18 protein-coding genes are annotated in these 20,025 nt (G+C 28.5%); 11 read left to right on the top strand and 7 right to left on the bottom strand.

The window, feature by feature from the left end:
• The first annotated feature begins 34 nt into the window (after positions 1-34).
• Together DIS07_RS13290 and DIS07_RS13285 are read left to right on the top strand one after the other, a co-directional pair.
• Entirely contained in the window at positions 35-1,525 is a 1,491-nt protein-coding gene (locus DIS07_RS13290; RefSeq protein ID WP_109405744.1) for a C1 family peptidase, read from the top strand.
• A gap of 9 nt (positions 1,526-1,534) precedes the next feature.
• Positions 1,535-4,966 (top strand): caspase family protein, encoded by a 3,432-nt coding sequence (locus DIS07_RS13285; protein WP_109405743.1) that lies wholly within the window; start codon positions 1,535-1,537, stop codon positions 4,964-4,966.
• Between the two features lie 71 nt (positions 4,967-5,037).
• Here DIS07_RS13285 and DIS07_RS13280 read toward each other — a convergent pair whose 3' ends face one another.
• Complete coding sequence (locus tag DIS07_RS13280) at positions 5,038-6,588, bottom strand: DEAD/DEAH box helicase (RefSeq protein WP_109405742.1); 1,551 nt, start codon at positions 6,586-6,588, stop codon at positions 5,038-5,040.
• 60 nt (positions 6,589-6,648) lie between these two features.
• Positions 6,649-7,050: a bacillithiol system redox-active protein YtxJ gene (gene ytxJ / locus DIS07_RS13275; protein ID WP_109405741.1), complete on the bottom strand. Its 402-nt coding sequence runs from the start codon at positions 7,048-7,050 to the stop codon at positions 6,649-6,651.
• A gap of 159 nt (positions 7,051-7,209) precedes the next feature.
• Between ytxJ and clpB the strand changes: the two genes are divergently transcribed.
• From clpB to DIS07_RS13255, 4 genes are all read left to right on the top strand, one after another.
• Complete coding sequence (gene clpB, locus DIS07_RS13270; protein ID WP_109405740.1) at positions 7,210-9,816, top strand: ATP-dependent chaperone ClpB; 2,607 nt, start codon at positions 7,210-7,212, stop codon at positions 9,814-9,816.
• 200 nt (positions 9,817-10,016) lie between these two features.
• Positions 10,017-10,445 (top strand): Hsp20/alpha crystallin family protein, encoded by a 429-nt coding sequence (locus DIS07_RS13265; RefSeq protein ID WP_109405739.1) that lies wholly within the window; start codon positions 10,017-10,019, stop codon positions 10,443-10,445.
• A 70-nt stretch (positions 10,446-10,515) separates the two neighbouring features.
• Complete coding sequence (locus tag DIS07_RS13260) at positions 10,516-10,974, top strand: hypothetical protein (RefSeq protein ID WP_109405738.1); 459 nt, start codon at positions 10,516-10,518, stop codon at positions 10,972-10,974.
• A gap of 69 nt (positions 10,975-11,043) precedes the next feature.
• Complete coding sequence (locus tag DIS07_RS13255; protein ID WP_109405737.1) at positions 11,044-11,538, top strand: phosphoglycerate mutase family protein; 495 nt, start codon at positions 11,044-11,046, stop codon at positions 11,536-11,538.
• A 120-nt stretch (positions 11,539-11,658) separates the two neighbouring features.
• On the opposite strand, the gene DIS07_RS13250 is transcribed toward DIS07_RS13255, so the two are convergent.
• From DIS07_RS13250 to DIS07_RS13235, 4 genes are all read right to left on the bottom strand, one after another.
• Positions 11,659-11,964, bottom strand: a complete 306-nt coding sequence (locus DIS07_RS13250) for a hypothetical protein (RefSeq protein WP_109405736.1) — start codon at positions 11,962-11,964, stop codon at positions 11,659-11,661.
• A 118-nt stretch (positions 11,965-12,082) separates the two neighbouring features.
• The gene (locus DIS07_RS13245; protein WP_109405735.1) at positions 12,083-12,718 is read right to left on the bottom strand and encodes a response regulator; all 636 of its coding nucleotides are present in this window, start codon (positions 12,716-12,718) and stop codon (positions 12,083-12,085) included.
• Positions 12,719-12,720: 2 nt separating this feature from the next.
• Positions 12,721-14,379, bottom strand: a complete 1,659-nt coding sequence (locus tag DIS07_RS13240; protein WP_109405734.1) for an ATP-binding protein — start codon at positions 14,377-14,379, stop codon at positions 12,721-12,723.
• Positions 14,380-14,411: 32 nt separating this feature from the next.
• The gene (locus tag DIS07_RS13235) at positions 14,412-15,140 is read right to left on the bottom strand and encodes a DUF6503 family protein (protein ID WP_109405733.1); all 729 of its coding nucleotides are present in this window, start codon (positions 15,138-15,140) and stop codon (positions 14,412-14,414) included.
• Positions 15,141-15,244: 104 nt separating this feature from the next.
• Between DIS07_RS13235 and smpB the strand changes: the two genes are divergently transcribed.
• From smpB to DIS07_RS13210, 5 genes are all read left to right on the top strand, one after another.
• Positions 15,245-15,712, top strand: a complete 468-nt coding sequence (smpB, locus tag DIS07_RS13230) for an SsrA-binding protein SmpB (protein WP_109405732.1) — start codon at positions 15,245-15,247, stop codon at positions 15,710-15,712.
• Complete coding sequence (locus DIS07_RS13225; protein ID WP_109405731.1) at positions 15,712-16,638, top strand: geranylgeranylglycerol-phosphate geranylgeranyltransferase; 927 nt, start codon at positions 15,712-15,714, stop codon at positions 16,636-16,638. The genes smpB and DIS07_RS13225 overlap by 1 nt, the downstream gene beginning before the upstream one ends.
• A gap of 86 nt (positions 16,639-16,724) precedes the next feature.
• The gene (locus tag DIS07_RS13220) at positions 16,725-17,303 is read left to right on the top strand and encodes a Maf-like protein (RefSeq protein ID WP_109405730.1); all 579 of its coding nucleotides are present in this window, start codon (positions 16,725-16,727) and stop codon (positions 17,301-17,303) included.
• A gap of 60 nt (positions 17,304-17,363) precedes the next feature.
• On the top strand, positions 17,364-18,317 hold the full coding sequence (locus DIS07_RS13215) for a transketolase family protein (protein ID WP_109405729.1): 954 nt from the start codon (positions 17,364-17,366) through the stop codon (positions 18,315-18,317).
• A gap of 50 nt (positions 18,318-18,367) precedes the next feature.
• Positions 18,368-18,967 (top strand): porin family protein, encoded by a 600-nt coding sequence (locus tag DIS07_RS13210; protein ID WP_109405728.1) that lies wholly within the window; start codon positions 18,368-18,370, stop codon positions 18,965-18,967.
• A gap of 76 nt (positions 18,968-19,043) precedes the next feature.
• Here DIS07_RS13210 and DIS07_RS13205 read toward each other — a convergent pair whose 3' ends face one another.
• Positions 19,044-19,955: an FKBP-type peptidyl-prolyl cis-trans isomerase gene (locus DIS07_RS13205; RefSeq protein ID WP_109405871.1), complete on the bottom strand. Its 912-nt coding sequence runs from the start codon at positions 19,953-19,955 to the stop codon at positions 19,044-19,046.
• Positions 19,956-20,025 lie beyond the last annotated feature (70 nt).

Below are 20,025 nucleotides of genomic sequence, written 5' to 3'. Positions count from 1 at the left end.
CAGATTTTTGTTATGTAACTCTAAAACATCTAAAATGAAGAAATTTATCCTAGTAATTCTATGCTTTTCATTTTCAAGCATTTTATTATCTCAAGACGAAAATGAATTTGGTACTGGTTTAAAATTTGATGAATCACTTTATAACGAAATTCCACAGTCAGTTCCATTAGTAACACGAAGTTTTTCTGCTTTACCAAGATCTTACAGTTTAAAAGGGTATGCTCCTACTCCAGGAAATCAAGGACAACAAGGGTCGTGTGTTGGTTGGGCAAGTGCTTATGGTGCAAGAACAATTGCAAATGCCATAAAAAATGGTTGGAAATACAATACATCTAAAATTAATCAGAATACATTTTCTCCTGCATTTGTATATAATCAAATTAGATATAATGCCAAATGTCAAGGAGCATACATAGAAAATGCAATGAAATTAATGAATAACTATGGAGCTGCTAAACTATCAGATTTTTCATACGATTATAGAACTTGTTTAAGAACACCTTCTAGTTATGTATATTCTAAAGCAAAAAATCATAAAATTTTAACTTTCGAAAGATTAGCAAAATGGAATAACCCATACAATTTAGTTGGTAAAGTAAAAAAAGCAATTTCTCAAAAAAACCCTGTAGTAATTGGTCTTTTTAGGTTTTCTAGTTTAAAAACAGATTATAATAATGTTTGGATTCCGAGTTCTGGTAAATCAGGTCATGCGATGGTAGTAGTTGGTTATGATGATAATAAGTCTGGTGGTGCGTTTGAAGTAATGAATTCTTGGGGAACTAGATTTGGTAAAAATGGTTTCTTTTGGATAAAGTATTCAGATTTTCAAAGACAAGTAAAAACTGCGTATGTACTTGTTGATAAAGGGAATAATAATAATAATAATAATAATAATAATAATAATAATAATAATAATAATAATAATAATAACAATAACAATAATAACTTCTTTGCTAGTAACAAACTTGGAGGAGAAATTTCTTTAAAGTTAAGTAACGGTAACAATATGCCTATTAAACTTGCCGATGGAGCAACAAGAAATTTTAATATAGTTAAAGCTACTAAAACGACTTACAAAGTAAATAATACTTATACATCTGGAACTCAATTTAGAATCTATTTAAAAAGTAAGCAAAGAGGTTATGTATATTTAATTGGTTATGGTTCAGCTGATAAATCTGTTAATAAACTATATCCTTTTGGAGGTTTTAGTGATTTCTTTAACTATACTAACAGTGAAATTGCAATACCAAATGAAGATTATTTTATAGAGTTTGATAATAAACCTGGTAGAGATATTCTTTGTGTACTTTATAGTAAAGAAAAATTAAATATTAGCGATATTGTAAATAAAGCAAAATACGGTTCGGGAGATTTTGTGTCAAGAGTTAAAAAAGCTTTAAGTTATAAAATGTTTAAAGGATCTGATGTTTCTTTTAGTAGTAATAAAATTTCATTTAATGCTACTTCTAAAAGCTCATCTGCTAAAGTTGTCCCTATTTTTATAGAAATGAATCACCAATAATATACTATTATGAAACTACTTAAAAAGATACTATTACTTTCTTTTTTTATTACTTCAGCAACATTTAGTCAGTCAAGTAATAATGTTTATCAAGAAAACTTTAGTAGTAAAGGTTCTTGGCCTACAGGGAGTAATGATATTAGAGAATTAAATGTGTTTAATGGTAGATATTATTTTGAACACAAACGAAACGAAAAGTCATGGAGAATACTTACAAGTAAATTTGATTTAGATACTTCTAAAGACTTTGAATTAGAAACGTCTATTCAGAAAATATCTGGTACAGATAATTATGGTATCTGTTTCTTATATGATTTTAAAGATGGTAATAATTATAGAGAATTAGCGATAACTTCTAATGGGCATTTTAGAGTTTCAAAAAACATTGGAGGTAGCTTTAGCAATATAAAAGCTTGGACAAAATCGAGTAAAATTAAAACTGGGAACTATGGTGTTAATGAATTAAAAATCACAAAAAAAAGCAATACCATAACCTTTTATATAAATGGATCCTCAGTTCACAGTATGTCTCATGATAGTTTTGTTGGAAGACAAATGGGAATTATGCTATATAGAAATCAGAAAATTTCTGTAGATTATATTAAAGCCGTTCAAAAATCATCTAATAATAATAATAATAATAATAATAATAATTCTTATAAAACCAAAACGATCGTTTATGATAGTTTTTATTCAAATAGAAATAATTGGGCAATTTCTAATGGAGAGAAAGCAAGTTTAGAAATTAAAAATAGTAAATATTATTTTCAATATACTGGAGACAAAGGTTGGACAACCACCAAAGGTTTCAATTTTGATACTTCAAGAGATTTTAAAGTTGAAGCCTCCTTTCAGAAAGTTTCTGGAGTAAAAAACAATGGCTTCGGATTAGTTTTTGGTAGAAAAGATGGTAGCAATCAACATCAATTCTTAATTAATGCTTTAGGTAGTTATTCTATAGATAAATATGAAGATGGCAATTTAAATACATTAGTAAATTGGACAAAGTCTTCTTCTATCAAAAAAGAAAATTATTCTACTAATATTCTAAAAATAGAAAAAAGAGGTAGTAAATTTTATTATTTTGTTAACAATTCATTGGTACATACAGCCTCTTATATGAAAGTTTATGGCAATCGATATGGGTTTTCAATTTTCGACCCTCAAAAAATAGCTGTAGATTATATTAGTATTTCTTATTTAGGTGATGACCCAAATAATAATAATATTTTTAAAGATGATACTAAGCTTAAAGGAGACTTATTATTTAGTGATAATTTTGATAGTAGTAATATTAATAAATGGACAGAAAGAAATGATGAAAATACAGAGTTTAGACTGTCTAATGGTAAATACTATGTAAGACACAAAAGGAAAGACAAAGGTTGGTCTACCAATATTTCTAAATATTTCGATAGTTCTAATGATTTCGAAATTGAAACTAAAATTGACAAAATAAGTGGTGTTACTAATAACGCTTATGGATTAATGTGGGGTTTAAAAGACAGTAGTAGTTTTAGATTTTACTTAGCGTCATCAGGTTATTATAAAATTGTTAGAGTTATTAATGGTAATGAAGAGGTGATTGTTAAATGGACGAAATCATCATCAGTAAATCAAAATAATGGAGCTTCAAATATCTTGAAAGTAAAAAGAGATGGTGAATATTATAAATTTTATATCAATAATAGATACATCACTAGAATTGATTTTGAACCATTTTTTGGAGATAGAATTGGTTATGTAGTCTATAATGATCAAGAAATAGCTGTAGATTATTTAAAAATTTATAGTTCTAAAAAGAAAAACAATACCGATATAGTTACTACTAAAACACTTACACTTCCGGTTTTAGATAACTTTAATGGAAATACAAATGGTTGGAATTTAGAAGATTCAGATGATTATTCTGCGGCTATTGTTAATGGTAAATTTAGGCTTCATAAAAAGAAAAAAGGAGGTATTTTTATTAGTAGAAATGTTAATATTGATACTTCTAAAGATTTTATTATAGAGACCTCTATTGCTCGAGTTACTAATTCTTCTTCAGGTCTTTATGGTATAACCTTTGGGCGAAAAAACTCATCAAATGAATATTCTTTTTTACTGTCGGGTAATGGAAGCTATATGTTCAGAAAATTTGATAATGATAAATACAAGAAGATAATTCCGTTTACTGAAACATCTGCGATTAAAACAGGACTTAACGATTATAATAAAATTAAAATTGTTAAAGCGGGTCAGTTATTAAGATTCTTTATAAACGGTCAATACGTTAACGAAACAGCATTTGAAGGTTTTTTTGGCAATAAGTTTGGATATACCATCTACTATGATAAAAAACTTTCTGTAGATTATTTAGATATAAAATACCAATCGGCAAGTTTTAATAACCCTCCAGTTGTAGTAATTACCTCGCCAAATGTGGAGCAAAAAAGAGGTTTTAAAATTGTCGAAGCAAAAAGGATTCAAGTTAGAGGAAGAGCTACAGATACAGATGGGATTTTTGAAATTACTGTAAACGGTGTAGAAGCAAATGTTTCTGATGATGGAACTTTTACAGCTAATGTGCCTTTAAAATACGGTAAAAATGATTTAATTGTAACAGCAACAGATATGAAGCAGTCTTCATCTACTAAGACTTTTACGATTAAAAGAAAATCTAAAAATATTGATAATACTATTATAACAAATAACGACCCAAAAGATAAAATTGATGTTGGTTTTGGTAAGTATTATGCTTTAATAATTGGGGTAAGTGATTATAAAGACGAGAGTATTGTGGACTTAAATGGTGAACCAACAAAAGATGCCGATGCTTTAGCCAATGTATTAACAACTAAATATAGTTTTAGCAGACAAAACGTTACTGTTTTAAAGAACCCGACTGAAAATCAAATTATAAAAGAATTCTATAACCTCAGAAAAAAAGTTGGTCCAAATGATAATCTCGTTATTTTCTATGCTGGTCATGGTAATTATGATGAGGCAAGTGAAAAAGGATATTGGATGCCTTCAGATGCAGAAATGGAGTTCGAAGGAAATGTAATTTTAAATACAAGTATTGTATCTTATATAAAATCTATCAATTCTAAACATACATTACTAATAGCTGATGCTTGTTTTAGTGGTAGCATTTTAACAAAAACAAGATCTTTTAGTAAAGCTTCTAATGCAGTTAAAGCAAAATATGCTTTACCAAGTAGAAGAGCAATTACAAGTGGAACTCTAACAACAGTGCCAAATAAGAGTGTTTTTATGAAGTACTTGTTAAAGAGGTTAAGAGAAAATTCGAATACATATTTATCAGCTGGACAGCTGTTTAATATGATAGAAGATCCTGTAATTAATAATACTTCGGGAAATAATAAGCCTCAATATGCACCTATTAGTAGAACTGGTGATGAAGGTGGGGATTTTATTTTTATTAAAAGGCAATAATATTTGATACAATTTGATTTCATAAAAAAGCTCTAAATTCATGTTATGGATTTAGAGCTTTTTTATTGATACTATTCATCTATGGGTGGATGTCCAAAAATATCTTCGTAATCTCTGTCAAAATTCTCTCTCAAATAAGAATTTAATTTTTTTCTATAATCATCTTTTAACCATGTTACAAAATTGTGTGTACTTTTGGAAATACATTTTGCATATCTATTAATTCTATCATCGATTTCCTCTCCTAACATTTTTGCTAAAATCAAGGCATCAAAAACATCTTCACTATTCTCTATACACATTTTTGCATGATGTACTATCGATTTCTCTAAAACTCTTTTAGAAGATTCTCCTGCTCTTATGGTATCAATATATACTTTTTTCATATCGAAGTATGTGTCAGTAGATTTGGCGAATTCTTTCTTTACATCAGCAGGTAACTCATATCGAAAAGTACTTTCTATTTCCTCATCAGAAAGGATTGCATTTAAGTAGTAATCTGGCGCCCTAAACATCTTTTGCCAATCTAAATCTGCTCCCCAAGGTCCAAATCTATAGAAGTTATTTCCTAAATCAACTACATCAAAAGTTGTTTTATTTTCAAAAATACGAGACCCACGTCCAATCATTTGGTAATATAACGTTAAAGATTTAGTTGCTCTGTTTAAAATAATAGCTTCGATACTCGGTTCATCAAAACCTGTTGTTAAAATACTTACTGAGGTAATAATTGCATTTGGGGTTTTATGAAACCAACGTAAAATCAACTCACGCTCTTTTTTTGTGTTGGTATTATCTAAATGAGCTATAGGATAACCTGCTTTTTTAAATGCGTGAAACACTTGAATAGAAGTATTAATACCATTGTTAAAAATTAAAGTTTTTTTTCCTTTTGCAGTTTCCTCATAAGCAGAAACCAATTTTGATAGCATATCTGAATTTGTATATAAATCTTCAGATGATTTTACAGTATAATCACCATTAGCTCCCACTTCAAGAGATGTTAACCCTACATTATAAGAGTACATATTTGCTCTAGCTAAATATCCATTATCAATCAAATCTTGTATGGATTCACCAACAAATAATTCTTGATAATTCTCATACATAGGGAGTTTAATATTAGAACTCAAAGGAGTTGCAGTTACACCCAAAACAAATGAATCATTAAAAAATTTAAAGATTTTAGTAAATGAATTGTAATGCGCCTCATCTACAATAACTAATCCTATATCAGAAATATCTAGTTTTTCATCATTTAATCTGTTTTTTAAGGTTTCTACCATAGCAACAAAACAATCATATTCATGCTGATCATCTAATTTTGCAGTAGAATTAATAATTTTGTTAGTAACACCAAATTCACCTAACATTTTAGACGTTTGTTTACTCAACTCAATTCTATGGGTTAGCACCAAAACTTTCTTTTTAAACGTTTGCAAATAACGTCTAACAATTTCAGAGAAAATTACTGTTTTTCCACCCCCTGTCGGTAATTGATATAATAGGTGATAATCTTGAGGCGCAGTTTCAAATCTCTTAAAAATTTCTTGTAAGGCGTCTTTTTGATAACCGTATAATTCTTTCCCTGTTGTTGTAGCTGAAGTGTATATTTCTGACAAAATTTTAAAAATTTTAAGACACAAAAATAAGACTTAAAATAGGTTTATCCCAAATTTATGCTATATAAATCTCGTTAAATTCGTTTGAGTAATGTCATAATGCGATGCATTGTAAACAGAAATACCGTTTTTTATCACTAATAATTGTGGAGATTGATGCATTACTTGGAAGGTATAACCTACTTCATCTGAAACATTTCTGTAACTCAATAAATCTAAATAATATACCTTTACATGTTTATGTTCTTCTTGAAACAAATTCTCAAATCTTTTGATAACCATACTACTAATTCCACAACGTGTTGAATGCTTAAAAATAAGAATAGTTTCAGTTTTAGACTGTTCTTTTATCTCTTCTAATTGATTTAAATAAGTTAAAGGAATCCAGTTTACGAATGACTTTTTTTCAGGTTTCGCTTCTTTTTCACTTTTACCTCCAAATATTTTATCAAATATACCCATTGTCTGTTTTTAGTTTCTTGGTCGATGTAAAGATAGAAAACTTTCATCAGTCAAAAAGTCAGTAAAAACAAGGTTTTACAAGACAATTTGACTTGCTTTTTACAACTTTTAATGATGGTATTATAATTGATTTAGAAAAAGCAAAAACAAAAAAAGATTATGAATTTTAATAACTATACAACAAAATCACAAGAGACCATTCAATTGGCACAACAAATTGCACAAGGTTTTGGTCATAATCAAATAGAAAACGAACATATTTTTAAAGCTTTAACTCAAGTTGATGAAAATGTGTTGCCTTTTTTATTGAAGAAACTAAGCATCAACAACAATGTAATTGAGCAAATTTTAGACAAACAATTAGAAAGTTTACCTAAAGTTTCTGGTGCTGAATTGATGTTATCAAGAGAAGCAGGAAAAAGCTTAAATGAAGCGGCAATCATTGCCAAAAATATGAAAGATGATTATGTTTCTATTGAACATTTAATCTTGGCTATTTTTAAATCTAAATCTAATATTGCTCAGGTTTTAAAAGACCAAGGAGTCACAGAAAAACATTTAAAAGCGGCAATTGAAGAATTAAGAAAAGGAGAAAGAGTGACTTCTCAATCTCAGGAAGAAACTTATAATTCTTTGAATAAATATGCTAAAAATTTAAATGATTTAGCTAAAAACGGAAAACTAGATCCTGTAATTGGTAGAGATGAAGAAATTAGAAGATTACTACAAATCTTATCAAGAAGGACTAAAAATAATCCCATTTTAGTAGGTGAACCAGGAACAGGTAAAACTGCTATTGCAGAAGGTTTAGCACACAGAATTGTAGATGGTGATGTGCCAGAAAATCTAAAAGATAAATTGATTTTTTCTCTAGATATGGGTGCATTAATTGCGGGTGCGAAATACAAAGGTGAATTTGAAGAGCGTTTAAAAGCGGTGATTAAAGAAGTAACAACTTCAGATGGAGATATTGTATTGTTCATTGATGAAATCCACACCTTAGTTGGTGCTGGTGGTGGACAAGGAGCTATGGATGCTGCAAATATTTTAAAACCTGCATTAGCACGTGGAGAATTGCGCGCAATTGGAGCCACTACCCTAGATGAATATCAAAAATATTTTGAGAAGGATAAAGCTCTAGAAAGACGTTTTCAAAAGGTTTTAGTTGATGAACCTGATACAGAAAGTGCCATTTCTATTTTAAGAGGAATTAAAGAAAAGTACGAAACGCATCATAAAGTTCGTATTAAAGACGAAGCTATTATTGGTGCTGTAGAATTATCTCAAAGGTATATTACCAATCGTTTTTTACCAGATAAAGCCATTGATTTAATGGATGAAGCTGCATCAAAATTACGTATGGAAATCAATTCTAAACCAGAAGAATTAGATGTTTTAGATCGTAAAATTATGCAACTGGAGATTGAAATTGAAGCGATTAAACGTGAAAAAGATGAAGCAAAATTAAAATCGTTACGTTCTGATTTAGCCAATTTAAAAGAAGAACGTAACACCATAAATGCAAAATGGAAATCAGAAAAAGAAGTGGTAGATAATATTCAGAATGCAAAATTGGATATCGAAAACTTTAAAATTGAAGCTGAAAAAGCAGAACGTGAAGGTGATTATGGTAAAGTTGCAGAAATTAGATATGGAAAAATAAAACAAGCACAAGAGAAGCTAGAAGAATATCAACAAATACTAGCTGAAAATCAGAATGGAAATTCTTTAATTAAAGAAGAAGTTACTTATGAAGATATTGCAGAAGTAATTGCAAAATGGACAGGAATTCCGGTGACAAAAATGATTCAATCTGAGCGTGAAAAACTCTTGCATTTAGAAAAACAATTACACAAAAGAGTCGTTGGTCAAGAAGAAGCAATTGTTGCCATTTCTGATGCTGTAAGACGTTCTAAAGCTGGTTTGCAAAATCCGAATAAGCCAATTGGAAGTTTCTTATTTTTAGGAACTACAGGTGTGGGAAAAACTGAATTGGCAAAAGCCTTAGCAGAGTATCTATTTGATGATGAAAATGCAATGACTAGAATTGATATGAGCGAATATCAAGAACGTCATTCTGTAAGCAGATTGGTTGGTGCGCCTCCAGGTTATGTGGGTTATGATGAAGGTGGGCAATTAACAGAAGCTGTGAGAAGAAGACCATATTCTGTGGTACTTTTGGATGAAATTGAAAAAGCGCATCCAGATACCTTTAACATCTTATTACAAGTTTTAGATGAGGGAAGATTGACAGATAATAAAGGGCGTGTTGCAGATTTTAAAAACACCATTATCATTATGACTTCTAATATGGGAAGCCATATTATTCAAGAAAAATTTGCAGACCCAAAAGCCGATTTAGATGCTGTTACAGAACTCGCAAAAATTGAAGTTTTAGGATTATTAAAACAGTCTGTAAGACCAGAGTTCTTAAACAGAATTGATGATGTAATTATGTTTACACCACTAACTCAGAGTAATATATTTGAGATTGTAAGTTTACAGTTAGATAGTCTGAAAAAAATGATTGGTAAACAAGAAATTACTTTAGATGCTACAGATGAGGCTATTAAATATCTAGCAAAAAGAGGATATCAGCCAGAATTTGGTGCAAGACCCGTAAAAAGGGTCATTCAAAAGGAAGTATTAAATCAGTTGTCAAAAGAAATTTTATCAGGAAAAATTACGACTGATAGTATTATCTTATTAGATGCTTTTGATGATAAATTAGTGTTTAGAAATCAATCTGATTTGGTAGAAAATTAATTTATAGTTTTTGGTTGATTGGAAAAGGCGATTTTACTGTATAGTGAATCGCCTTTTTTTTATGCAAACACCTTAAAACTAAACATATAATGTCATTTTTTCAGTTTTAAAATGAAAAATTGACATAATTTTTTGAATGGTATTTTTTTTGCATTTATAGTTCTAAAAAATGATAATGTTTAACTTTAAAATGTGAAATTATGTTAGTAAAAAACAAAGATTTCCCAATTTTACCAAATGTCGTTAACGACTTTTTTAGAGATTGGTCTACCTCCAATTTTTCTGATACAAATACAACATTACCAGCTGTAAACATTAAAGAAACAGAAAACGATTTTATGGTTGAAGTTGCTGTACCAGGAATGGATAAAAAAGATTTTAAAATTGATTTAGACAATGATGTATTAACTATTTCATCAGAAAAAACTACAAATAATGATACTTCTGATGAAAATTATACTCGAAAAGAATACAGTTATATGTCATTTAAAAGGAGTTTTACTTTGCCAAAAGGAGTTGTAGATAGCGATAAAATAAAAGCTACTTATAAAAATGGAGAGTTAAAAATTACGATACCAAAATTAGAAGAAGCAAAACCGAAACCTGCGAAACTAATTGAGGTAAAGTAAGTTGATTGATTGGTTACAATGGGCTGTTAATTTTTAACAGCCTATTTTTATAAATTTAAATTTTAAGGTGATGAAAAAGTTAGCAATTTTTATGTTAATGGCTTTGTCTTTTTATAATTGTCAAAGTCAGCACAACAAAGAGAAAAGTGATATTGAAGTGCAAAAGGACACTATAAAACCTCAAACCAAAATTAAAGTAAATAAAAAGTATGATGAATTTGGCAATCTCATAGCCTTAGATTCTACCTACTCTTATTTCTACTCAAATATTAAGAGCGATTCTATTTTAGAAAGAGATATTTTCAATCAATTTAAGTTTAATTTTGATAAACAATTTACTCCTTTAGATTCGCTTTTTACTAATGATTTTTTCAATGGTTCTCCATTCAATAAAAATAATTTTTATACTGATGATTTTTTTGAGAAAAGCTTTCAATCACATCAAAAAAGGATAGATCAAATATTAAAAAGAATGGATTCTGTAAAAAATGACTTTTACATAAATCAGAAAAACAAAAAGCAACTATAATATTTAAAAGCGATGCTCTTTATCATCGCTTTTTCTTTTTAAGTATATTTGATACTTAAATCAATCTTTATGAAAAAATATTTCTTCCTTTTCCTTTTCGCTTTTAGTTTATTCTCTTGTACTTCTGATGAAACCACTACTTATTATTTAATTCGTCACGCAGAAAAAGACAGAACAGATAAAACTAATAGAAATCCTAATTTGAATGATAAAGGTTTAGAAAGAGCAAAAAAATGGGTAGAATATTTTAAAAATATTGATTTAGACGCTGTCTATTCTACTAAATACAACAGAACAATGCAAACTGCAACACCAACTGCAGAAAACAAGAAATTGGAAATTATCAATTACAATCCTAGAAAAATGTACGATTCTATTTTTCAACAAAACACCAAAGGAAAAACGGTTTTAGTTGTTGGTCACAGCAATACAACTCCTGTTTTTGCCAACAAAATTTTAGGTAAAAAGAAATATGAATGGATGAAAGATAATGACAATGCTAGCTTATTTATTGTTACTATTACTGAAGATAAAAAAACTAGTAAAATTGAGAAAGTAGAATAGGATTTAAACCTTATATTAAGATTAGAAAAAATAATACACTAAAAAAAACCTCAAGAGAAATCTCTTGAGGTTTAGTTAAATAACACCTTAAAGGATTAAGATATTAAACAACATCATTTTTTAATGACTGTTTTTCCAAGGTTTATAATTCTTATATTTTGGTCCAGTAACTTTAGGTCTTTTAGAAGAAGTAGTTACTATTTTAGTAAGTTTATTTTTATTTTCCCAAGGTTTGTAATTCTTATAAGCAGGCCCTTGTAAACCTTTTTTATCACTACCTACATAAAGCACAACTGGTTGCAATTTGTGTTCCCAAACTTTGTAATTTTTAAAAGCGGGTCCTTTTAAATTTTTTCTATCTTGTTTTTGAGCAAGAACAAAAGATGAAATTAAAATAAATACAGATGTTAAAACTATTTTTTTCATTATGATGTTGTTTTAAAAATGTTAAACATTATTATTCTACATCAAAATTACTAACGAAACCTACTTTTATGGGATATAAGAAATTCGGTAATTTATATCCGTATAAATACGGATATAACTAAACCAGGTTATAATCTGTTGCTTTTTTTATTAACGCTGCAGTATTTTTTACTTCTAACTTTTTAAGAATATTGGCTCTGTGCGTTTCTATAGTTCTGGTACTTACGTATAGTTGTAAAGCAATTTCTTTAGTAGTCATTCCTTTAGCTATAAGTTTAAGAACTTGTAACTCTTTCGTGGTTAATATGTCTGAGCTTATTTTGTTTTCAGACATAAAGTTTATCATTTTCTCAGCAATTTCTGGGCTAAAATATTTTTTCCCTTTGGCAACTGTTCGTATACTTTTTAATAATTCTTCTTCGTCTGCATTTTTTAATAAATATCCATAAGCTCCACTTTTTGCACATTTTGCAATATAATTCCCTTCATTATGCATAGAAATTATAATCGGTTTTATGTTGGTTTTTACAGCATTCATTTTTTTGAGCACACCAAATCCATCTAAATTAGGCATTGTAATATCTAACAAAACAATATCTATTTTATTTTGGTTTTCAATTAGTTTCATAAATTGTTCACCATCAGAAACGGTGTCAACTATAACAATATCTTCATTTTTTTTCAGTAATTCAGATAAACCAGCTCTAAATAAAATATGGTCATCTGCAATTACTAATCTTATTATTTCACTCATATTTATAAAGGTAATTCAATTTCGAAAATAGTATTACCATTAGTAGTCTCAATATCTATTTTTCCATTAAAAATTTCTACTCTCTCTTTTATATTGGTAATTCCTGAACCCAATTTTACGGTTTTCAAATCAAAACCTCCTCCATTATCATAATAATAAAGTGATATAAAATCGTTGAACTCAGAAAGTGTGATGATTATTTTACTCGCGTTTGAGTGTTTTATGGAATTATTTATCAATTCTTGGGTAATTCTAAACAAGTTTACTGCTTGTTTGTCAGAAATTTTAGACTCTTTATTTTTTGATGAATCATCAAAATTTATATGAATCTTGACAGATTGTTGTATAGATTCTATATAATTTTTTAAAGCTGCTCCAATACCAAAATCTGTTAATGTAGAGGGCATTAAAGCATTTGTCATTGACCTTACTTCTGTTATGGTAGCATCAATCATCTTTTTTATTTCTTGTTTATGTGCATCATCATCAATATGATTTTGTACATAAAATTTTAATGAAGTTAAAAAAGGACCTATACCATCGTGCAATTCTCTAGCTAGTTTTCTGCGCTCATCTTCTAATCGTTCTACTAAAAATCTTTTATTGGTAAGATTAATTTGTTGTTCTTTATTTCTAAAATCAATTAAATTTTTACGCATTTTTAATAGCGTGTGTCCAAGCAAATCATCAGAACTTTTGGGTAAATAGCTAGAATTTAAATTCATATTACCAATATCAACCGTAAATTCTACTGCACCAGAAAGTGCAGTTTTTAAACTATTTAAAGCTTCAAACATTTCATTAATTTCTTTTGGAAGGTTTAAAAAAGTGAATTCAGATTGCGTTATTTTATTTTCTTCTGTATAATTACCTTTAGCCATAACAATTAACTTTTCTTTCATTTTAATAATTGGATTGGTAATTATTCGTGTTAAAAAAAGTGAAATAATAACAGAAATTATAATGATAAAAAAGGTGATTAATATTAATTTTTTACGCATTTCTATTAAAGGCGTAGTAACTTCTTCCACATCAATTTCTGACAAAATAACCCAGTTTAGATTGCCAATTTTTATAGGTTGATATGCGCTATAAACAGGTGTATTTCTATAATCTGTAAAAACCCCTGTACCCTGTTTGTTTTTAACGCCATTAAGAACACCTTTGGTTTTTGCCGTAATTTGAAAAGGTGTTTTTTGGGGATAAAAACGAGATTGAGAACGCAACCTAAAATCATTACCAACTAAATAAGATTCTCCTGTTAACCCCATTCCTGTTCTTTCTAATAGTATGTTTTTTATCTTGGCATATTTCAGAAATTTTACAATCCTTTCTCCGTTAATTATTTTTACAAATATTATAGAGGTTTGCTTTTGAGGATGCAAATGAGTTACATCAAAAATACCATTAGATGTATAATTATCATTTGGTAATTCAAAATCTAGTGATTCAGAAGTATTTTCTTTACTAAACTTTTCCCATTCTAAGTTAATGAGCTTTTCAAACTGAATTTGTTTTAAGGTTTTAATAGAGTTTAATTGCAATAAAACACGTTCATCAATAACTCTAGAAAACTCTTTATAAAATGTAAATGATAGAAAAACTACTACAAACACTACAAGTAGGTTTATAATAAATACGATCCAACTTTTAATATTCATATTCGCTTATTATTAGGCTGAATATAAGAATTTTAATTGATGATTTTTACACTTATATCTTTCAAAACAATTTCAGATACTTTTTTTAGCTGATTGTTTTCAAAAGCTTTATCTATGTCAATCAAAGAGATAGATATATTTAAAGGCTTGTAATTATGATAATCTACAAAACGAATTCCATTTTTAATACATTGTTCTTTTAACACTCTAAAGCGTTTTCCACCGCCATTTGTATGATAAGAATAGGCTAAATAATCAACTAAAAAATCATCTTTCCCTATCCAATAAATGAACACATCTTCAAAATCTTCTCCTCCTCCATCTTCAGAAAATGTAATTTCAATTTTATAGTATTCTTTTCCTTTTATGGTTGATGAAGATAGTAGCTTTTTATGAACAGCTTTATCATTTAAACCAAAAGGAAGCACAGAAAAATAATGTACCGAATTTACTGAATTTGCATATTTAGAAGCATCTTCTTTAGAGAGTTCTTGTTTTTCTAAATTGATAAATCTTTGAAAACCTTCATTGGTTAGTCCATCTATAATTGAATCAAATTCTCTTATTAATTTAAAGTTTCCATTTTGTCTGTAAGCAAAATAACTTTTGTCTCTAAACTTAAACTTAATCTCAGAATTTGCAACCTTATCAGTGCCAGAATACAATATACTTTTATCTATAATTTCTTGAGCAGATAACTCCTTTTTAGGTGATTGACAAGAAATAATAAAAACAGATAAAAGAATAAATATAAATCGCATTAGGTTTCGTTTGATTTTGATCAATTAATGAGTTGTAAAATTACACTTCTTTATCTTAATCAAAAATGTATCTTTGTTAAAATTATTTAAATTAATATCAGTCAATGACTGTACAGAAAAAAATAAACATACAGAATAAAAAGGCGCGTTTCGAATATGAAATTCTTGACAAATTTGTGGCTGGAATTCAATTAACGGGAACCGAGATAAAATCGATTAGAAATAGTCAAGCTAGAATAACAGAAAGTTTTTGTGAATTTAATGAACGAGGAGAATTGTTTATTGTAAATATGTATATTCAAGAATATATGTTCGGTCATCATTTTAACCACAAACCCAAAAGCGAAAGACGTTTACTCTTAAATAAACGCGAATTACGTAGCTTAAAAAAAGATGTTGAAGCCAAAGGAAATACAATTGTTCCACTTCGTTTATTTATTAATGATAGAGGTTTTGCCAAATTAGAAATTGCTTTAGCCAAAGGAAAACAAACGCACGACAAACGAAATGTCTTAAAAGACAGAGATAATAAGCGAGATTTAGCACGAATTAAAAAAAGTTATAACGCATAATGGCCTTTTTAAAACTCATTCGTTACAAAAACCTTTTAATGGTTTTATTGACAATGATTTTTACCAAATATGCTTTAATTCATTCTTTTCTTAAAGAAACTTATTTATCTCATTTAGAATTCTCACTTTTAGCTTTATCAGTTGTTTTAATTACTGCAGGAGGATATATTATTAATGACATTTATGATATAGAAACTGACAAAATAAACAAACCAAATAAAGTTTTTATTAATGTAACTATTTCCAAAAAAAATGCTTGGAAAAGCTATTATTTATTGACTTTTTTCGGACTAATTTTAGGTTTGTACATATCAAAAAATCATAATTTCCCAATAAATAGTTTTATATTTATTTTTACTATAATTGGTTTGTTTTTTTATTCGAAATTTTTTAAAAAACTACCTATTATTGGTAATTTGATGGTTTCTAGTTTTATTTGGTTGATGATTCTTCAAATATCAATTTTTGAATATATAAAAGTTGATAATGGACATGATTTTGTTTCTTATATTAATTTGCATAAGAATAATTCATTTAGGCTATCTACCGTTATTTATACATTTGCTTTTTTTGCATTTCAAACAACATTCATCAGAGAAATCATAAAAGACATAGAAGATATAAATGGCGATTTAAAACTTAATGCCAAAACATTACCCATTGTAATTGGTAGAAAAAGAGCTTCTAAAGTCGCTTTTTTCAGTAGTGGCCTACTATTAATTTTCCTATTGATAGTTTTACAGTTTTTTCAAAGCGATATGCTGTTTTTAAGTTATGGAATTGTTCTAGTTTTACTACCACTACTCTATTTTATGTATTTATTATGGACAGCAGAAAACAAAAAAGATTTTTCTAAATTGAGTAGTTTAATGAAAGTGATTATGCTATTTGGAATATTATCAATGTTGTTGTTTGCAATTAATTAAAGCAGTCTGTCATTCCTGCGTAGGCAGGAATCCAAAAAAATAAGAAAATAGATTCCTGTTTCCACAGGGATACCAATAGAAATAAAATGTTAAGAGAAAAACTTAAAAATTACAATATAATTCTAGCTTCAAAATCACCAAGAAGACAACAATTCTTTAAAGATTTAGATATCGATTTTACCATACAAACGAAAGAAGTAGAAGAAATTTATCCTAAAGAATTAAAAGGAAGTGAGATTACAGATTATTTGGCAGATTTAAAGTCCAAAGCTTTTACTAAATTATCAGAAAAAGATATTTTGATTACTTCAGATACCATTGTTTGGTTAGAAAATAAAGCTTTAGGGAAACCAAAAAACGAAAAAGAAGCCTTTGGTATGTTGAGAACTTTATCTGGTAAAAAGCATGAAGTAATAACATCAATAAGTATAAAAAATGAAAATTATCAGAAGGTTATAAGCGATTCAACCGTAGTTTCTTTTAAAGAAATTTCTGATGAAGAAATTAATTATTATATCGAAAATTATAAACCATTTGATAAAGCGGGTGCCTATGGAATACAAGAATGGATTGGTTTCATAGCTATAGATAATTTAGAAGGAAGTTATTTTAATGTTGTAGGCTTACCTGTTCATAAACTATACAAAGAATTGATGAATTTATAAAGCTAGACTTCAAATAAAAGTTTATTTTTACAGCAGAATTTAACAACACACAATTTTACAATGAAAAAATACACGTACACAGAAAAAAAAGATACGCGTTCTGGTTTTGGTGATGGTTTAACAGAATTAGGAAGAACAAATCCAAACGTAGTTGCTTTATGTGCAGATTTAATTGGCTCTTTAAAAATGGATCAATTTATTAAAGAGAACCCAGAAAGATTTTTCCAAATAGGAATTGCTGAGGCAAATATGATTGGAATTGCAGCTGGTTTAACTATTGGAGGCAAAATTCCTTTTACAGGAACTTTTGCTAATTTTTCTACAGGTAGAGTGTATGACCAAATTCGTCAATCTGTTGCTTATTCTGGTAAAAATGTAAAAATTTGTGCATCTCATGCTGGTGTTACACTAGGAGAAGATGGGGCAACTCACCAAATTTTAGAAGATATTGGTATGATGAAAATGCTACCTGGAATGACAGTTATAAATCCTTGTGATTATAATCAAACAAAAGCTGCAACTATTGCTATTGCAGATTTTGATGGGCCAGTTTATTTACGTTTTGGTCGTCCAAAAGTGCCAATTTTTATGCCTGAAGATATAAAGTTTGAAATAGGTAAAGGAATACAATTAACAGAAGGTACAGATGTAACTATTGTTGCTACCGGACATTTAGTGTGGGAATCTTTGCAAGCTGCTGAACAGTTAGAAGCTGAAGGTATTTCTGCAGAAGTAATTAACATCCATACAATAAAACCTTTAGATGAAGAAATCATCTTAAAGTCAATAGCTAAAACGGGTTGTATTGTTACAGCTGAAGAGCATAATAAATTAGGAGGTTTAGGAGAAAGTGTTGCAAGAACTTTAGCTTTAAACAAGCCTACTCCACAAGAGTTTGTTGCTACAAATGATACTTTTGGAGAATCTGGAACTCCAGATCAATTAATGGTTAAGTATGGTTTAGATGCTAGTGCTGTTGTAAAAGCAGTAAAAAAAGTAATTTCTAGAAAATAATAACGTTTTATCATTACAAAACGTCTTAGTATTAACTTTAAATAAATATGATGAAAAAAGTAATTTTAATATTATGTTTGACTTTTGGGTTAAGTCAAATTGCAAATGCTCAAGTTGCATTTGGTGTAAAAGGAGGAATCAATTACAACTCTAATTCTATTAAAGAAGTTCAGACAGATGTTTTTGACGGAGCTAAAAGTAGAACAGGTTACCATGCAGGTATATGGCTACGTTTTAAAATTCCTGTGATTGGTTTTTATTTAAGACCAGAATTGGTATATACAAATTTAGAAAATGAAGTTCGATATAAAACTTCTGGAAACTCTACTGATTATAATTTTCAAAAAATTGATATTCCTGTTTTATTAGGAAAAAAGATTTTTGGTGTTGGTAATATCTATATAGGTCCCTCTTTTCAATATGTATTAGATTCTGATTTTAGTTTTAGTGACATAAAAGATGTTAAGTCTGATGGGTTTACAGTTGGTTTACAGTTTGGTGGTGGAATAGAATTAGGTAAATTAGGGATTGATGTTCGTTGGGAAAGAGCTTTTTCTGGGATAGAATCTACTTTTCTTTCTGGTACAGTGGAACAAAAATTTGACACAAGAATTAATCAAATTATTATTGGATTATCTTATAGATTGTAAAATAAATTTTATAAAAGCAAATTAAAAAAAGCTCTAGAAATTTCTAGAGCTTTTTTTAGTATATTATTACAAATCTTTATTTGATATCAGGGTTTAAATAATCAGGTAAATTAGGATTATTTGGATCATTAAAATCATTTGCAGGGTTACCGTCTCCATTCTTATCTTCATTTTTAGTTAATACACCGTCACCATCATCGTCAACATCAGCTAAATTAGGAACTCTATCTCCATCAGTATCATCATTTCTTGGATCACCATCACCATCGGGATCTTCTAATATATTAGGGATACCGTCATTATCATTATCTGTGTCAGGAACAAAATCCAATAAATCAACATAAAACATTAAATTTTTATTAACTAAAATATTGTTAATGTTATTTAAATCACTTGATGAATAAGCTAAACCAGAAGGAATAAGTAATACACCTTTACCACTATTTAGATAAGTAATTGGACCGTTAAAAGGACCTCCATTTGAATCTTTTTTAAGTTCTCCCCCTTTTAACTTGGTAAAACCATAAGACCAACCGTTAATGACATTAAGTAGAGTAAACCAAGTCCCTGATGTATTGCTATCAAAAGTACCACCTAAAGAAGTTGTGGTGCTAATCTGTCTACCACTATATTTCACAAATACAGAATCTGCTTTTGTTGGATTTCCTTTATCTATTTTTGGTTGTCCTTGTTGCGAAATGTATACATATAATTTATAGTCTATGTCATTAAAATTAACATCTACTGTTTCTAATTTGCCATCAGTATACATAGACACCTGACCAGATGTAATTGCTTTTACAGAATCGATACTGGTATCGAAATAGTGATTCTTTAAAAACGCAACTATAGAATCATTATCAGAAATTGCCAGTTCTTTATGATCTACATCTGCATAAGGATTAACAATACCTCTATTATTGTCATCACAGGAATATATAAGAACAAATAATGTTGTGACTAAAAAAAGTTGTTTAATTCGATTCATTAAAATTAATATTTTGGGCGTGCAATTTACCATTTTTATATCTTTGTAAAAAGACAAACTCTTCTTTTTA

Source organism: Polaribacter aquimarinus (genome assembly GCF_003129485.1).
GTDB lineage: Bacteria > Bacteroidota > Bacteroidia > Flavobacteriales > Flavobacteriaceae > Polaribacter > Polaribacter aquimarinus.
The sequence above is the reverse complement of the archived record's forward strand: the minus strand, read 5'-3'. Positions and strand labels throughout refer to the sequence as shown.

Excerpts from the sequence above, each read along its gene's own strand:
- DIS07_RS13290 (WP_109405744.1), top strand. The coding sequence starts at position 35 with ATGAAGAAATTTATCCTAGTAATTCTATGCTTTTCATTTTCAAGCATT.
- DIS07_RS13285 (WP_109405743.1), top strand. The coding sequence starts at position 1,535 with ATGAAACTACTTAAAAAGATACTATTACTTTCTTTTTTTATTACTTCA.
- ytxJ (WP_109405741.1), bottom strand. The coding sequence starts at position 7,050 with ATGGGTATATTTGATAAAATATTTGGAGGTAAAAGTGAAAAAGAAGCG.
- clpB (WP_109405740.1), top strand. The coding sequence starts at position 7,210 with ATGAATTTTAATAACTATACAACAAAATCACAAGAGACCATTCAATTG.
- DIS07_RS13265 (WP_109405739.1), top strand. The coding sequence starts at position 10,017 with ATGTTAGTAAAAAACAAAGATTTCCCAATTTTACCAAATGTCGTTAAC.
- DIS07_RS13260 (WP_109405738.1), top strand. The coding sequence starts at position 10,516 with ATGAAAAAGTTAGCAATTTTTATGTTAATGGCTTTGTCTTTTTATAAT.
- DIS07_RS13255 (WP_109405737.1), top strand. The coding sequence starts at position 11,044 with ATGAAAAAATATTTCTTCCTTTTCCTTTTCGCTTTTAGTTTATTCTCT.
- DIS07_RS13250 (WP_109405736.1), bottom strand. The coding sequence starts at position 11,964 with ATGAAAAAAATAGTTTTAACATCTGTATTTATTTTAATTTCATCTTTT.
- DIS07_RS13245 (WP_109405735.1), bottom strand. The coding sequence starts at position 12,718 with ATGAGTGAAATAATAAGATTAGTAATTGCAGATGACCATATTTTATTT.
- DIS07_RS13240 (WP_109405734.1), bottom strand. The coding sequence starts at position 14,379 with ATGAATATTAAAAGTTGGATCGTATTTATTATAAACCTACTTGTAGTG.
- DIS07_RS13235 (WP_109405733.1), bottom strand. The coding sequence starts at position 15,140 with ATGCGATTTATATTTATTCTTTTATCTGTTTTTATTATTTCTTGTCAA.
- smpB (WP_109405732.1), top strand. The coding sequence starts at position 15,245 with ATGACTGTACAGAAAAAAATAAACATACAGAATAAAAAGGCGCGTTTC.
- DIS07_RS13225 (WP_109405731.1), top strand. The coding sequence starts at position 15,712 with ATGGCCTTTTTAAAACTCATTCGTTACAAAAACCTTTTAATGGTTTTA.
- DIS07_RS13220 (WP_109405730.1), top strand. The coding sequence starts at position 16,725 with ATGTTAAGAGAAAAACTTAAAAATTACAATATAATTCTAGCTTCAAAA.
- DIS07_RS13215 (WP_109405729.1), top strand. The coding sequence starts at position 17,364 with ATGAAAAAATACACGTACACAGAAAAAAAAGATACGCGTTCTGGTTTT.
- DIS07_RS13210 (WP_109405728.1), top strand. The coding sequence starts at position 18,368 with ATGAAAAAAGTAATTTTAATATTATGTTTGACTTTTGGGTTAAGTCAA.
- DIS07_RS13205 (WP_109405871.1), bottom strand. The coding sequence starts at position 19,955 with ATGAATCGAATTAAACAACTTTTTTTAGTCACAACATTATTTGTTCTT.